This is a genomic window from Allocellulophaga tsushimaensis (genome assembly GCF_055383085.1).
Map to the genome: position 1 here is coordinate 2,329,885 of NZ_AP039451.1, position 14,039 is coordinate 2,343,923.

Consider the following 14,039-nt stretch of genomic DNA (forward strand, 5'->3'; position numbering starts at 1 on the left):
AATGAAAGGCATTAAAAATTTATACAGTTAATTTTTTGATTGCCTTTTGGTTTTATTCAGTTTACTTCTTAATATTTTTCTTTTGGTCGTATAGCTTATACTTCCGGCAGATATTACTTTACTGCTAATTGTAATTTCTCTTTTTCCTCCTTTTTCTAATTCAATAGTCCCTATTTTTTTATACTCACCTAAATCTCCATTTGATTCAGGATTTTGAGCGAAATCTTGTACAAAGATATCATACGTGTTATTTTTTACAGAAATAGGTTCTTTAAAATCAAATATAATTTCATACTTGGCTAACTCACTTTCCAGTTTAATGGCGCTTGGAAAAATTTCTGGTTCAGATTCAAGATTTTCTGAATCAACTATCTTAAATGTTAAGTTATTAAATTTTGAGTTGTTTATTTCTATAAGTTTATGTTCTATTATTTTATACTGATATTTATTATAATATTCACCGTTTTCTTCCTCAATCACAATATATTTAGATTGGAAAATAGCACAGCTTGAAATTAGGAATAACCCTAAAATTAAAAATGTAATAGTTAATTTGTATATTTTTTTTAAATGCATTGAACTTTAAATATATGGTATTTTGGCAAGAGGTAAACAATTATTAGCCATGTTTTATATACCGTGTTAGGTAATGTTAATAGTATTTAATGTCTTTCTTTAATTTATAAGTCGGTTTATTATTGACATAAACTGTTTTACTTACCCAATTACCATTTTCGTCATACTCATATTTGTATTTTAAAGTATCGTATTTCCAATTCCATTTAGCACTTTGATTCTCAAGCTCTGATAATACTTCTTCGATTATAACTTTTTCATCTTTAATCTCTAGTAATTTCTCGTTATACCATAAAGGATCACATATTATCTTTTCAATTCTATCGTTGAACTTGTTAAACTCTATGTATTCTGCATAAATAGCAGTTACTTCTCCATTATGAGTATTTGAAATTCTTATTTTAAAATAACCGTTTTCTTTGTAGAAATATTTAGTGTAATAATAGTATTTTGTTTCCTCATTATATTCATGATATTTTTCTATTATTCGCTCATATGTATCGTATTTATATTTTAATCTTCCAAAATTGAAATGAATTATTGCGATTTTTCCAGAATCATTATATTGATATAATAAAGTATCTTTTTTAAGATGATGATATTTTTTGACAAGCTTATCATTTTCGTAAAAATCAGTATATCTAGGTTGTGTATATAAATCCCCTAATTTCCCCTCATTATAGTCATAAAGTTTATAATCTATTTGAAATTTGTTTTCTGTTTCATTAATAATTTCATACTTCTCAATTGTATTTCCGCTATTACCCGCTCCTCTGAAAATTATTCTATCTGTAATTTTACCATTTCTATCAATATTATATGTGCTGTTTTTATAGGAATCTATGAAAGCTGCAAAAGTTGGAGTGAAAATGGAATCTATTTTTGAAAATTCGTAATTGGTAAATTGTACAGATTTTACATTCCCTTTTACAGAATGGATTAGATCTTCGGTAAATTCATCCCCAATCGTATCACCATTTAATCTCAACAAAATATTTTTGATAACAGTTGGGGAGTTCTCTTTTTGATTTTCAATAGTTTTACATCCCAGAAATAGACTAAATACACAAAGTAATATATATGCGTGTTTCATAATGTTGCCTAAGGTATATAATTAGTTACGAGGTTTAACAGGTAATTTAGCGAACAAAAACGTATCAGAGAAAATTCTGAATGAATTTTACAAATAGGCACTTGCCAAAGAAATTAATTATACACTTCTTACGTTTACAATCTATTACTTTTACTGTTTTATGAGCACTTTTGAGATATTTTTTCTTCTATACCAATGATGAAAAACCGTGATTGTATCAATTGGTGATTCATTAGCGTAATAACTCAAAATACTTGTTAAATATATTTTGTCATTCGTAAGACTGTCAATCCGTGAATCTTTTAGGTGTGCCGAAGCCTGATTTTTATCCTCAACTCGAATCAAATATTGTTCATTGAACCAATTATTAAATCCGTTATCTTTCCTATGTTCATAGAACTTCATTTGTTGACCTTTTACATTGATTTCAATTGTGTCAATTGCTTGTCCTGCAAATGATTCTTTTCCATAATCTATGTGACAATATTTTTCAACTAATGAATTGTCAAGGTTTTTCGGTTCATAGTATCTAATATTTGAACCGTCTTGAGCTATTGAGTAAGACACAATTAAAATTCCAACTATGGTAAATAAAATTTTTATCTTCATTCAATTTCAATTGATGTCAATGGTCAAGTTATAAAGCGCGCAGAACGTTCCTGTCTAATACACTTTACCTTTGGCTTATTTTAGTTCTATAAATGTATGCTAATTTTTTTTGGAATTGTGAGTGCCAAAGGTTTGTACATGGTACGTTGCGGAAAATCAGTTGTGATTTTCCCCACAGAAAATTCACTTGAATTAATTATATATGTTATTGGAGGGTTCGTTTTTACTTTTTTTAAATGCTTTGTCCAAAGGTCAATAGGTTCGTATCTGGATCAAGTAATGAGAATTCCTTTTGCCCCCAAGGTTTTGATTCTAATTTCCCGTTTGGGTGTATTTTTATTTTATGGTCTAATAATGTTTGGTAAAAATTGTCAATACCATTGGTTCTAATATAAACTTGTCCGTAATTTTCTTTAGGGTTAAGTTCCTTAAATTCAAAGAAATGAATTTCTATTTTATCTTTTTGTACCATTAAATACGCTTCATAATCGCCTATTTCTTTAAATCCTAACTTGTCTATATAAAATGCTCTGGTAATATTTTTGTCACGCATTGGTAATTTCGGAATGATATCAGTCAGCATAATTTCATGATTAGGATTTGTAATTTGATTTTAAATTGTTGCGCGCTATTTTATTTATGGATAATTCGAAATCAATAATATTCAATGACTCTAGTCGCTATTGGGTTTATTTCTGAGATTTTATCATCAATAACTTTGATATAATTTCCATAATTGTCATATTCAATAGAATAAGTGTATAAAGTAGCTTTGTTTTCTATAAATTTTATTGTTTTTGGATTTTCTTCAGAACTGTATATTAGTTCTTGTAGTTTTGGGATTTTTTGAGCGCTAAAATAGATTCCTGCTTCCTTTGAAAATTTTTTTTCGGTGCGTTCTCTTTTTTTGGAATACGTTGTTTTTATAATGTAGTTATCTATAGGATGCTTGTTATCTTTTCTAATAGCTTGTGTCATAAACAACCCTTTTGAGTTATACTTATATTCTTTTATATAACTACCATGCTTACTCTTCTCCTCCATTAATATCAGGCGATTTTTGTCATAGGTGAAAACTCTAATTGTTGCAGGCTTATCTCCATAAAAGTCAGTAACTTGCATGATGTTGTTTTCTTTATTGTACTGATACTGCTTTTTAAAATTAAATTTTAATCTTTTTTCTTCAATTATCCTATTAAATGAATCGTATCTATAGCTTACAGAATCTTCGATTTTACCACTTGCCAATATTTCCTTAGAACTACTGATATTTCCCTGAGCATTAAAAGATCTTAAAATGGAATACTTCAATGAATCTTTTGAGTACACTTGAATTTTAGTCAAGTTCTTTTTTTGATCAAATGAATAAATCCTTTTAATATCTCTGTGAAGCTCTTGTTTTATTACCTTTTTGGGTCTTCCTCTTACAGAAATATATTCAAAATCCCATATAATTTTCCCATATTCGGGAATATAGCTTGGTTCAAGGATATGATCTTGGGAAAACCCTTGAATAATAGATAAAAAAAGAAATAAAAAAAGAAGCCTCAACATAAATCTAAAATAGGTATTTTTTTACATAATATCCTGTATAATATTCAGTTACGAGTTTATATTTGTTGTTTTTCGTTCAAAGACTAACGCCAGCAACTCCGAGTGGATACAGGTGTAGTCGATGCTGTAATTGCGGTTATACATCTTAAGTTAACGGTTTGGCTTTGATGTTTGTCTGTAAAGCTTTATGATTTCCTTTATCACAAGTTTCGGCTTTTTTTTCCAAACTTTATGTTCAGTATTGGAGGCTAAGATATACTTATGATTTGGTAGATTTCCAAAGTCTTTTAAACAGTTTGTTATGTTAATCATATCTTGTTCTGTATCTCCAATTTCTTTAGTTGGATTACGGATTTCAGCAGCAATTAATGTCAATGGAATTGAATTTGAAATGAATCTCTTCGACATATATTTTGCAATTTCAGGGAAATTAATTAATACATAATATAGTCCTGTTTTATACTGTCTTATTATCTTCCAATTTTTCTCTGATATGGCATTAAAATTAGTGCTAAACACTAGACCCGTATTAATTATAGTTTTTGTTAGTGTTAGTACTTTTTTTAGTCAGTTTTAGGTCAATTACAATCCATTCTCCATTAACTTTTTCCAACTCAGATTTAACATAGAAAATTCCTTTTTCTGCAACTAGTGTTAATGATAATTTAGAATTCCCGGTCAAATCATTGTATTGAGATTTAACATTTCTAAGGATTCCATAATGCTTAATTAAACCTGTTTCTGCTCTTATATCAGCTGTATTTTTGCAATAATTTTGGGTGGCTTTAACAGGTTTTGATTGACCAATAGTTAAAAACCCAAGAAATATTAGAAACATTGAGAAAACTAAGAGTGCTATATAGAATTTCAAGAAATGTCTGACCAAAAATAGAAACCCAAAAAATGGATTCTTTCTCATTTTCCTATACCAGACCATATAGAGTTTATAAAAATTTGGAAAATGACCTCTAATTGATTTATACGAAAGATACCAAAGGTAAATTCCAAAGGCAGTTAAAATCACGGAAACAAGCATTCCATAAGTCGATAATGGTAGGAGTCCTTTAGCGTCTCCGATAAGAGATAGAATCCATAGAAAAAAGCCCATGGACAATAAAAATCGAAAAAATAGCTTTAAGCTCAAGCTTGGTTTAGTATTAGTGTTAACGGATTTTTGTATGAGCAGTAGCAGATTTTATTCGACTACTTTTTAGATAGTAATATACATTATTTAAACGAAATAGCAGTTCGATTTTTCAATCAAACCGCTATTTCATATATAGGTTATTGTACACAGTTATTTTTCTATTCCATTAAATATTTCAAAGTGTTGAAAGACCATTCCTTTTTGGTCAATTGTACTAAAAATCTGCATTAATTCTTCGGTTTTCATGGCTTTTTCTGATGCATTTTTTGCCGATTTTAAGTCTGTCCAGTAAACTATATCTAGAAACTTTCCGTCTACCGACAATGCAGTTTTTCTTGCTATAAATCCAGATTGTTCACTTACAAAATCATTTAGTTTTATAATTGATTTTTTTGCTTCTTCTAAACTAATTCCTTCTACTGATTTCCACATTACCCAAAGATTTAATAGCTACTTCTCCATTTTCTGAACCTATTGGCACTCCAGCGTCTTGTAATGTTTTAATATCTCTATATACTGTTCGCAGGCTGATTTCGAAACGCTCTGCTATTTCTTTTGCAGTTACAATCTTTTTGGATTGTAGTTGAATGAGGATTGCTGTTATTCTTGTTAGCCTGTTCATAAATTTATTATATAGAGACACTCACGGTAATTTCATCTCCTAATTTAATATTGGCTTTTTTCCTAATGTCCGCTTTTAGCGGAAGCAGGTAAGTGTCTTGTTTCTTGTCAAACCAAATGGCAGTATCCCAATAAAGTCCATTAACTACGGCAGAGGCTTTCATTCGTCCCCAGCCTTCTTCCTGCCATTGTAAGTTTCTCCTAATCTCTTTTGATATGTTTTTTGGCAGTGAAATAAAGAACCACCCTCCATTTGCATTGTGTTTCCAAATTTTTCCTGAAAAGTTGTATTTAATTTTGGCTTGCAATTTTCTATCTGCTTTTTTTAATTCTTAGTTTTTTATGATTGTTTCTATATCTATTCTGCTGAGATTAACCTCACAATAATTATACCCGAGATAAATATTGAGCACCTATAAATATTAAGAGACCTATAATTGTAGTTGTAATACCAATTGTTTTCGATTTTGTCCAACCCGACAATGATATTAATACCGAAATTGATATCATTCCTAAACCGAAAGCCCATTCCGAAGCTCTGTATAAAAACTGGAGCGTTTCTGAGTTAATTTCTAATGGATAATTTATCGATGTTATAGTTAAAATCTTTGTCAAAGCAAAGACGCTAATTAGAAACGAACTTGCGGTAATAGTAGAAACAATTAATAAAGCTTTATCAATATTCTTTTTGGTTTTAGTGACGATAATATTGGCAATAAATGTAATAGAGAAACCAGCTAAAAGAGCACTAATTATAACATAATGATTAGCAATTTCGTTTATGAATTCTGTAGTTAATTTTCCCATATTCAGTTATTAAGTTTTACTTTCATATTTTTCTAAATTGAGGGCAATGCTCTGGGTATTTCTTCTGGGAAGCACAGCCTACCGAGTTGGAAGATTGCTGCTACTTTCTTGAATATATGCATAGTTCTGTGTAGTTGTCTAAAGTAGTTAGAAAAGTTAACAAGTACAAAAATACTTATGGTAAAGTCACGCCATGCTCAGAGCGTTGAGGGTCAATGCGTATTGTGGGAGTCGTGAAAAAACAGCTATTCATGCGCTCTTTTTTTTGCAGCGTAGCAATACGTGCCTTTAGGTCATTACCCTCAATGGTCTTGTTTATGAACCACAGCGTGTAGACAGTTACAGATTATCAATTTAGCAAAGAGCCAAATTTTTATACATGGTGTTGTGCATAGTACTTTATCCGAAGAATTCTTCAAGAGCCAATACTATTTTTTTAACGTTTCCTTTATAAAAACCTGCGCTGTTGATACAGTTGATTTCCATTATTTTCCACTCATTAATCGTGTATGCAATATCCATAACATAAGCATCAGCTACGTTAAATATTTCAGCCATTTTTTGGGCAAAATCCAATCCATTTTGAGGAACATTTTCTTCAAACTCAACATTGCCGTGAAATTTATAATATGAACTGGAGACTATTTTTTTTCCAATAATCCAAATCCTTGCTTCTTTAGTCAAATGATAAGGCTCTGAAATCTGAATTTTTGTTTTTTCTGTAATTCTATTCTCATTCGGGTCGTTTAGTTTATAATGAATGAAGTCGTTCCATTCGTACTGATTAAATACTTTACCCGTAAATATTTTGGCCTCTTCACTCGGTTTTATAAAAAGAGTCGTACTGTTCGACCAATCAATTTTATCTTTTAGTTCGCAAATGTAACTACCATAGTTAATTAAATGTACTCCATAACCAGCTGAATACTTTTCAAATTTATGGTTATTTCCGTAAAATGAACCAGGATTCCAATCAAATTCAGATGTGACTTTTGCAAGTTTAACTGAACCATAAACAAAAATATCTTTCCGCTTGGTTTTAAAATCAAACTCTGTGCTATTTGGTTTAAATTGTACTTCTTCGTATTCAAGATTCAATTCGTTCATAACCTTAAATATTTCGTCATATTTGGGCTCTTGGAATATGTTTTTTTGAATTATATAGTACATTTTTATTTTTTAAAAAAAAGTGGATTTTTATTATGCACAACGGACTTGTGTATGAGTAGTAGCGGTTTTTTACTCATAAACCTTTCGGTTTTGTGCTGACTTTTGTTTTATATTTATACTTTCGTTTTATCACTTTAACCGCTATTACTTATAGCATCGATGAAAAAGCAGTTATTCTTTTTCAACATAATATATTTCCCCGTTAATTTCTTTCGAGAGTTTTTCAATATAATCTAATTCAGTATAATTATAAGGTTCATACTATTCCCAAGGAGAAATTCTGTCTTTTGTCATTTCCAGATATTCATTTATTTTCTTTTTAAGAGTAACCCTTTTCTCATCAGGTAATTCTTCATATTGGAAATTGATTATTCCTTTAGTCTCTTCATAATTATTAATTTTATTATAAAGTCTTAGTAACTGAGTTTTGAAATTGTTTTTACCATAAACATCTATAAAATATTCAAGTTTAGATTCAGTTTCTTTAACATCTAAATCAAATATAGGGGTCATAACAGTGTATGGTTCTCCCCATTCAAATTTTTTCTCTTCTAGTTTACATTTTGGTAATGTATTTGAATCAAATGTTATCTTTTCAGATTTCAATATTAAATTTTTTGAACCTTATCTACAACTGCTTACAACGTTCTGGGTATATCTTCCGGGAGGCACAGCCTACTGAGTAGCAAGACTGCTGAAACTTCTTGAATATATGCCCTGTTGTGTGTAGTTATCTAAAGTAGTCACAAAAAGTAACAAGTACAAAAATACTTATAACCATTGTTGGCAACAGGTTTTCTTTTTATTCAATAAATATAAAATTCAATCATTTCAAAATTTCTCTTACGTAGCGACAATAGTCATTCCAAACTGGCGAATAGTTCTCTTCGAAAAACCAATCTAATCTCAGTTTAGTTATAGTTTGATTATTAAAATCCTCTCCATATAATGACATACTCTGGTCATTTTCGTTAGAGAGCCAATTGATAAATTCAGTGTTGGAATCAAATTCAATAATAACCTTATCAATTCCATAACCATCATAGACTGTACTTAAAATAAAAATTCCATTTTTGAAAAATATTCCTATTCCGCAATAATCACGATGAGAAAAATATATTCCATCATATTCATTAACAGACTGTGTTAATTTCTCAGATACTCTACGGGCTATTTGTTTACCATAGTTCTTAGAATTTAAATTGTAAAATACTTCTGATTGTTTTTTAGTCAGTTTGTCAAAAGATATTTTCGGGATATTTATTTTCAACTTTTCTATATTATGTTAATGAACTCAAGTGTTTTTGCTCAACTTGTTGCCAATGGTTCGACTATTGCAAGTAGGGTAGGCAAGGAAACTTTTTGTTTCCGTCTGGTGTCTACGAACCAGAGCTTTTTCTTTTTTAATTGCCAAATCCATAAGATTTGGCAGACTTAGTAAACATGCTCAAGCCTTTAAATATAACATATATAGCACTATTTACTATAGCCATTGTTAGGTACAGGCTTTTTTATTCACATTCTTTGTCAATCCTTTCTTGTGCATATTCCGCACCCAATTCCTTTGCTTTTGTCCATAATTCACATGCTTTTTTCAATTGCTTTAAATTGAAATATGTGTTTCCCTTATTAAAATAAGCTTGCGGATTTTCAGGTTTTAATATGATTGCTCGGTCATAAAATTCGATAGCAATATTATATTCTTCATTTTCGTCGCTCAAAGTTCCTCGAGATACAATTGCACCATAAAATTTAGGGTTAATTTCAATTGCTTTATCGTAGTCTTTAATTGCGTATGTGAACATATTAAGCTCGTTTTTCGCATAACCCAAGTCATAGTATGAGTGGTAATCGTTGGGATTTACTTTGAGTGTATTATTCCAATTTACAATGGCTCCAAAAAGGTTTTCTTTTCTATATAATTCAACAGCTTTTTTGTAGTAGAGCCTTTCTTTGTCAGGTGAATAGTCCAGAAATTTAACTTTTTCATTGTCGTTAAATGCTCCATAACCTGCAAGTTTAGAATCAAACTGATAACCTTCTTTGTAAAACGATAGCTCCCAAAAGACTATATTATCTTCGGTAATTGGGAACTCTTCAGTATTCCCATATAGTTGATAAAGTCCATTCTCTTTGGTTATCTTTAATTCTGAACAATTGTATTTTTCGGAAAGCGAATTTGAAAGGTTTACTAAATTTTCTCTTTTATTACTTTCAAATGTAAAGTCCAGATGATTTAGTCCGTATTCTGGGAATTTATCATTCGCAATCCTCTCATAAAGTCCTATCGCGTTCAGTAATTCAGTCCGCCAGTTATCAGAATATTTTTTCCATGTGAAGTATGTATTTCCCATTTATGAATTGGAATTAATAAATGTAAAAAAGGTTATTAAGGTTTAGAAAGTTGATTTCATTTTTTAGCTTGTGCCTAACGCTCTGGGTATATCTTCTGGGAGATGCGGCCTACCGAGTAGGAATATTGCTGCGACTTCTTGAATATATGCCCTGTTGTGTGTAGTTATCTAAAGTAGTCACAAAATATAACAAGTACAAAAATATTTGTGCTAAAGTCGCGGCATGCCCAGAACGTTGAGGGTCAATGCATATTATGGGATTCGTAAAAAAACAGCTATTTAGGTACTTCTTTTTTTTGCAGCCTAGCAATACGGCCTTTGGGTCATTACCCTCAACGGTCTTGTGTATGAACCGTAGCGTAAAAAAGACACTAAAATTTCGTCCCGATAGCTATCGGGATAACACAGATCCGAATTTTTATATTTTGTTTTTAATTTTTTTCCTTTTTAAAAGCCAAATTAAAAATTTGGTGGACTTTCTAAATATACACAGACCTTTTGGTTTAGCCCTTATTAACTATGTTTTATACATCTTGTTGTAACACGTTTTTATTTGAATAGATTTTTAATTCGTTCAAGCATACTTTTATTAGATGTTTTAAAATTGTCTTTAATAGCTTCAGAATATTTTTTTTTAGTCCTAAAAACTTTAAAGTCATCTTCGTAAACAGATTCTGTATATTCTTTCCCAATATGTTTAGTTCCATTCTTGTCAATTAATATAGTTTTACAATACAAATATCGATATCCAGTCTTACCCATTTTTACTGTCACAAAGCCTTTTGTTATAAAGTCTGATTCGAAATTTTGACTCTTTAATGTTTTATGTACAGTCTCTTTTAATCTTGGTAATTGACTTAAGATTGGTTTTATTTCGAGTTCATTTGGTGTAATTGTATTATTCCAAAAGTCAATTGTTAATTCACTTACATTTTTTTCAGATGCAGCGTTGAAAACCCAATCAGCCATATATCCTTTACTATAATAAAAAGTCGTACTAAAAAACTGTTGAGTTATAGTATTCGGTAATCCTTTCAGTCTATTTATTTTAGGCAATATTGGTTTTTTTAAATGTGTTACAACGGCCCTTGTATGGTGCGTTTGCTTCCCAAAGGGAGCAAATGAACTATACAAACTGTTATGGTCTTTTTTTGATTTCGTTTTCTATTTCTTTATAAATATCCATCATATACCATCCTCCAGTACTAACGTAATATAATCTATTATCTTCAAGAAGCATTGAGTTTGGTTCTTTACTTATTCTATACCAAATCTTGTCAATTTCTCTTAGCTCACTTAAAGATTTAAATGTACTATAAGCAATATCTTGATTTTTAAAAATGTATTCCGTAATGGTTGCTCTAGGAAAAGTATTCCTATTTGGAGTTTTACTTTTTGTAGCTTTAATAAAGGCAAATCTACTTTCTAGAATAGAATTTTTTATTTTGTCAAGACTAATGTTTTCAATCTCTTCTGGTTTATTGAAATCAGACTTTATTAATCTTTCGAATCCTCGAATTAATCTAGTTTTTTCAACTTCAATAAGTCCAAAATCTTTAATTATATAATTGTGCTCTAATTTAGATAACCTTTCTACTTTATTTTTTAGATAAGACTTAAGGTCTTTGGGACTCTGGCTAATTTTCAGAACTGAATCTATTATTTGATTTTTAGTCGCTTTGATTTTAGACGAATCGATTAATTTTTCTTGAGTGATTTTTTCAGAGTTGACCTTTTCTGAAAGAGCATCTTTTTTCTTACAAGAAACAATTCCAAAAAGTATCACTAATAGATATGTAATCAGTTTTTTTATCATTTCACTTTAATTGACCATAACGTTCAGTATAAGAAACGTAGGACAGGTGATAAGCAATACGTTTCGAATTGGTACTAAGCTAAACTTTTGTATTTTGATTTATCTTTTTCATTCTAAAGCTAAATCAAAAGATTTGGCGACACAGCTAAGAAACACAGGCTTTTCGAGTTGACTTAAACCGCCCTATTTGCTATATATAGTGTTGTAAGTAGGGCTTTATGCTCTTTTTAACGCTATGTTTTCGTGAACCCATTTGGCTTCTTCCTCAGGTGCAATTTCTCCAACCTTACTACTACAGCGACTGAATGTTGCTCTAGGGAAATCGTAAGGTTTACTGTCTACGAAATAAGGTCCAACTACTCCTAACATCCATCCGTTTTTTGCGGCCCAATGTGGTTCAATTGTCATATACTGGAATACGTGATAAAACACATCATTTCCGTCAAACTCTATTTTTATTTTTTCAAGATGTTTTATGTCATCTGGTACTTTGTCCAATTCAGTTGGGAATTCCAGCCAGTTTACCAAATTGCTTTCGGCTCCACTTTCAATAGTTAAATATTCTTTAGGGAACAGATCCGTTTTATTATATTCAGATAGTATTTGATAAGTCATTTCACGTGTCCTATTATCCTTTGCATATTTAAAAACATCTTCCTTTTTGATTTCTTCTCCATTTTCTAATTTTTGGTGTATAAGTTGAATTCTTTCAAATCTCAATTTATGAGTTTGAGCACTTTCTTTTTTAAATGCAAAATATCTGTAAATCATAAATACAATGATTGACAGAACTATGATTCCAATTACTAAAAATACAATGTTCATATTTCTTTTTTTGCCTTACTTACAACGGTTGGGCTATGATTAGTTGCGGCGTAAGAAATCCGAAGGATTTCCGGTCGCACTCTAAACATAGTAAAAATGCTTAGATTTTCCGCAGGAAAATCCCAAGCAATTAATTATAGGCTATGTTACCGCACGTTTTTTCGACCGAGTAGGCAACATTCTACTTTCACATTCTTTTTTATTCTACAAGAGTTGAGTCCATTCGCAATGATTGCGTTTGAGTAAAATCTATTTACGTAAACTAGCTTAAAAGTCCATTTAAATAGAGGTTTTCAATTCTGTCCGCATTCAGATTGAAAATTCCATTTGCTACTTTTTACTTTTATAAAAAAGAGGCATTAATGCTGACAGAATAATTCCTGTAATTATGGCCGCAATCCAATTTAGTTCGCCATGAACAAAGTAATCATAAAGTAAAAATCCAGTAGCAAATCCGAATCCCATTTTAAGATTCTTTAAGGTGAAAAAGTCTTTCATTATGTTAGTTGTTTAATTTTCTCAAAATGTGTGGTAACGTGTTTGTGTATGATTTCGTTGCGTTTTTCATCAACTAATTTAGCAAATACAAACTGAATAGAAAATCCGCGAGGATTTTCGTAAGTAGGCGAGTACTAGCAATGAATTATACACCTCTTAAGTTTGATTTTCTTTAAATTCAGATTATTAACCAACCTTCTTTTAAAAAAGTCAATTTAGAATTCTCAATAAAATCTTTCAGCTCTGTTTTTTTATCAGCAGTTTCATTAGTTAATTCAAATATATAAACTTGTGGATTAGCAGACTTTGGTTTGCCTAACCAAAATCGAAATCGTTTAATTTTCGGTGAGTCAGAAAGAAAATGAAGTTCTTCTAAATTCGCTATAGTTAGATTGTCTCCTCTACTCATTTCGTAGAAGTATCTATGGGTAGCAGAAAGAGAATCAAGTTCCTTTTCCGATTTGCGTTTTTCAGTTGTAAATCCACTAATTAGTTGAGGATATATTATTCCTTTTTTAAATATCAGTTTTAAAGCTTCATTTACTTCATAAATATTGAAAGATTTATTGTCATAAATAAATTCAGTTCCTTCTTTTTTAACAATTTCATTACGATATGTTTTATAAGAGAGTTTTTTATATTCTTTTTTGAATAATTCTTGAGTCCAATAATCTTCTTGTTCTCCTTGATTCTTAAAAGGCGGTTTTAATTCAGTACTTTTTTCGGTTTGTACCTTTTCAGGATTGCTTTGAGATTTGCAACCAATTAAGAAAGTCAGAAGTAACATTAATGTAAATAATTTCATTTTCTTCAATTTAGTTTCTCAAATGTCTCTTAATATTATTAATCAAAAAAGTCAAAATGAGTGAACAGCTATTTTCATTGAGTTACGCTGTTCTCAAATGACACGCAACGTTTAATATATGTGTCGTAGCTGTGCAAAATGTTATCCAATTATCGATATTTCTG

The 14,039-nt window shown here is 30.2% G+C and carries 20 protein-coding genes; all 20 read right to left on the minus strand.

Features of this window, described 5'->3' with window-relative positions; translation table 11 throughout:
* Positions 1–27: 27 nt before the first annotated feature.
* The 20 genes from ACZ451_RS09925 to ACZ451_RS10020 all read right to left on the minus strand — a co-directional run bounded on the left by ACZ451_RS09925 (position 28) and on the right by ACZ451_RS10020 (position 13,875).
* Positions 28–576 carry a hypothetical protein gene (locus ACZ451_RS09925; RefSeq protein WP_464211937.1) on the minus strand — a complete coding sequence of 183 codons (549 nt, stop codon included), beginning with the start codon at positions 574–576 and terminating at the stop codon, positions 28–30.
* Positions 577–652: 76 nt separating this feature from the next.
* Positions 653–1,669, minus strand: a complete 1,017-nt coding sequence (locus ACZ451_RS09930; protein WP_464211939.1) for a hypothetical protein — start codon at positions 1,667–1,669, stop codon at positions 653–655.
* Between the two features lie 150 nt (positions 1,670–1,819).
* Positions 1,820–2,278, minus strand: a complete 459-nt coding sequence (locus ACZ451_RS09935) for a hypothetical protein (RefSeq protein WP_464211941.1) — start codon at positions 2,276–2,278, stop codon at positions 1,820–1,822.
* Between the two features lie 232 nt (positions 2,279–2,510).
* Positions 2,511–2,861: a bleomycin resistance protein gene (locus ACZ451_RS09940; protein WP_464211943.1), complete on the minus strand. Its 351-nt coding sequence runs from the start codon at positions 2,859–2,861 to the stop codon at positions 2,511–2,513.
* A 71-nt stretch (positions 2,862–2,932) separates the two neighbouring features.
* The gene (locus ACZ451_RS09945) at positions 2,933–3,832 is read right to left on the minus strand and encodes a hypothetical protein (protein ID WP_464211945.1); all 900 of its coding nucleotides are present in this window, start codon (positions 3,830–3,832) and stop codon (positions 2,933–2,935) included.
* Between the two features lie 150 nt (positions 3,833–3,982).
* Complete coding sequence (locus ACZ451_RS09950; protein WP_464211947.1) at positions 3,983–4,240, minus strand: hypothetical protein; 258 nt, start codon at positions 4,238–4,240, stop codon at positions 3,983–3,985.
* 121 nt (positions 4,241–4,361) lie between these two features.
* The gene (locus tag ACZ451_RS09955; RefSeq protein WP_464211949.1) at positions 4,362–4,976 is read right to left on the minus strand and encodes a hypothetical protein; all 615 of its coding nucleotides are present in this window, start codon (positions 4,974–4,976) and stop codon (positions 4,362–4,364) included.
* Positions 4,977–5,129: 153 nt separating this feature from the next.
* Positions 5,130–5,411: a hypothetical protein gene (locus tag ACZ451_RS09960; RefSeq protein WP_464211951.1), complete on the minus strand. Its 282-nt coding sequence runs from the start codon at positions 5,409–5,411 to the stop codon at positions 5,130–5,132.
* Positions 5,386–5,601, minus strand: a complete 216-nt coding sequence (locus ACZ451_RS09965; protein ID WP_464211953.1) for a helix-turn-helix transcriptional regulator — start codon at positions 5,599–5,601, stop codon at positions 5,386–5,388. Before ACZ451_RS09965 ends, ACZ451_RS09960 begins: the two co-directional genes overlap by 26 nt.
* Positions 5,602–5,608: 7 nt before the next feature.
* Positions 5,609–5,908, minus strand: coding sequence for a DUF1905 domain-containing protein (locus ACZ451_RS09970; RefSeq protein ID WP_464211955.1), 300 nt, complete (start codon positions 5,906–5,908; stop codon positions 5,609–5,611).
* A 79-nt stretch (positions 5,909–5,987) separates the two neighbouring features.
* The gene (locus tag ACZ451_RS09975) at positions 5,988–6,407 is read right to left on the minus strand and encodes a hypothetical protein (protein WP_464211957.1); all 420 of its coding nucleotides are present in this window, start codon (positions 6,405–6,407) and stop codon (positions 5,988–5,990) included.
* 399 nt (positions 6,408–6,806) lie between these two features.
* A complete protein-coding gene (locus ACZ451_RS09980) occupies positions 6,807–7,577 on the minus strand; it encodes an ATP-grasp domain-containing protein (RefSeq protein ID WP_464211959.1) in 771 nt (256 codons plus the stop codon).
* Positions 7,578–7,838: 261 nt separating this feature from the next.
* The gene (locus tag ACZ451_RS09985) at positions 7,839–8,183 is read right to left on the minus strand and encodes a hypothetical protein (protein WP_464211961.1); all 345 of its coding nucleotides are present in this window, start codon (positions 8,181–8,183) and stop codon (positions 7,839–7,841) included.
* A 220-nt stretch (positions 8,184–8,403) separates the two neighbouring features.
* Positions 8,404–8,847, minus strand: coding sequence for a hypothetical protein (locus ACZ451_RS09990; protein ID WP_464211963.1), 444 nt, complete (start codon positions 8,845–8,847; stop codon positions 8,404–8,406).
* Between the two features lie 241 nt (positions 8,848–9,088).
* Positions 9,089–9,931 (minus strand): tetratricopeptide repeat protein, encoded by an 843-nt coding sequence (locus ACZ451_RS09995; protein WP_464211965.1) that lies wholly within the window; start codon positions 9,929–9,931, stop codon positions 9,089–9,091.
* Between the two features lie 549 nt (positions 9,932–10,480).
* Positions 10,481–10,987: a hypothetical protein gene (locus ACZ451_RS10000; protein ID WP_464211967.1), complete on the minus strand. Its 507-nt coding sequence runs from the start codon at positions 10,985–10,987 to the stop codon at positions 10,481–10,483.
* Between the two features lie 82 nt (positions 10,988–11,069).
* A complete protein-coding gene (locus ACZ451_RS10005) occupies positions 11,070–11,747 on the minus strand; it encodes a hypothetical protein (RefSeq protein WP_464211969.1) in 678 nt (225 codons plus the stop codon).
* A gap of 216 nt (positions 11,748–11,963) precedes the next feature.
* Positions 11,964–12,518 (minus strand): hypothetical protein, encoded by a 555-nt coding sequence (locus ACZ451_RS10010; protein WP_464211971.1) that lies wholly within the window; start codon positions 12,516–12,518, stop codon positions 11,964–11,966.
* Between the two features lie 384 nt (positions 12,519–12,902).
* Complete coding sequence (locus tag ACZ451_RS10015) at positions 12,903–13,070, minus strand: hypothetical protein (protein ID WP_464211973.1); 168 nt, start codon at positions 13,068–13,070, stop codon at positions 12,903–12,905.
* Positions 13,071–13,248: 178 nt separating this feature from the next.
* On the minus strand, positions 13,249–13,875 hold the full coding sequence (locus ACZ451_RS10020; RefSeq protein WP_464211975.1) for a hypothetical protein: 627 nt from the start codon (positions 13,873–13,875) through the stop codon (positions 13,249–13,251).
* Between the last annotated feature and the right edge of the window lie 164 nt (positions 13,876–14,039).

Excerpts from the sequence above, each read along its gene's own strand:
- ACZ451_RS09925 (WP_464211937.1), bottom strand. The coding sequence starts at position 576 with ATGCATTTAAAAAAAATATACAAATTAACTATTACATTTTTAATTTTA.
- ACZ451_RS09930 (WP_464211939.1), bottom strand. The coding sequence starts at position 1,669 with ATGAAACACGCATATATATTACTTTGTGTATTTAGTCTATTTCTGGGA.
- ACZ451_RS09935 (WP_464211941.1), bottom strand. The coding sequence starts at position 2,278 with ATGAAGATAAAAATTTTATTTACCATAGTTGGAATTTTAATTGTGTCT.
- ACZ451_RS09940 (WP_464211943.1), bottom strand. The coding sequence starts at position 2,861 with ATGCTGACTGATATCATTCCGAAATTACCAATGCGTGACAAAAATATT.
- ACZ451_RS09945 (WP_464211945.1), bottom strand. The coding sequence starts at position 3,832 with ATGTTGAGGCTTCTTTTTTTATTTCTTTTTTTATCTATTATTCAAGGG.
- ACZ451_RS09950 (WP_464211947.1), bottom strand. The coding sequence starts at position 4,240 with ATGTCGAAGAGATTCATTTCAAATTCAATTCCATTGACATTAATTGCT.
- ACZ451_RS09960 (WP_464211951.1), bottom strand. The coding sequence starts at position 5,411 with ATGTGGAAATCAGTAGAAGGAATTAGTTTAGAAGAAGCAAAAAAATCA.
- ACZ451_RS09965 (WP_464211953.1), bottom strand. The coding sequence starts at position 5,601 with ATGAACAGGCTAACAAGAATAACAGCAATCCTCATTCAACTACAATCC.
- ACZ451_RS09975 (WP_464211957.1), bottom strand. The coding sequence starts at position 6,407 with ATGGGAAAATTAACTACAGAATTCATAAACGAAATTGCTAATCATTAT.
- ACZ451_RS09980 (WP_464211959.1), bottom strand. The coding sequence starts at position 7,577 with ATGTACTATATAATTCAAAAAAACATATTCCAAGAGCCCAAATATGAC.
- ACZ451_RS09995 (WP_464211965.1), bottom strand. The coding sequence starts at position 9,931 with ATGGGAAATACATACTTCACATGGAAAAAATATTCTGATAACTGGCGG.
- ACZ451_RS10005 (WP_464211969.1), bottom strand. The coding sequence starts at position 11,747 with ATGATAAAAAAACTGATTACATATCTATTAGTGATACTTTTTGGAATT.
- ACZ451_RS10010 (WP_464211971.1), bottom strand. The coding sequence starts at position 12,518 with ATGATTTACAGATATTTTGCATTTAAAAAAGAAAGTGCTCAAACTCAT.
- ACZ451_RS10015 (WP_464211973.1), bottom strand. The coding sequence starts at position 13,070 with ATGAAAGACTTTTTCACCTTAAAGAATCTTAAAATGGGATTCGGATTT.
- ACZ451_RS10020 (WP_464211975.1), bottom strand. The coding sequence starts at position 13,875 with ATGAAATTATTTACATTAATGTTACTTCTGACTTTCTTAATTGGTTGC.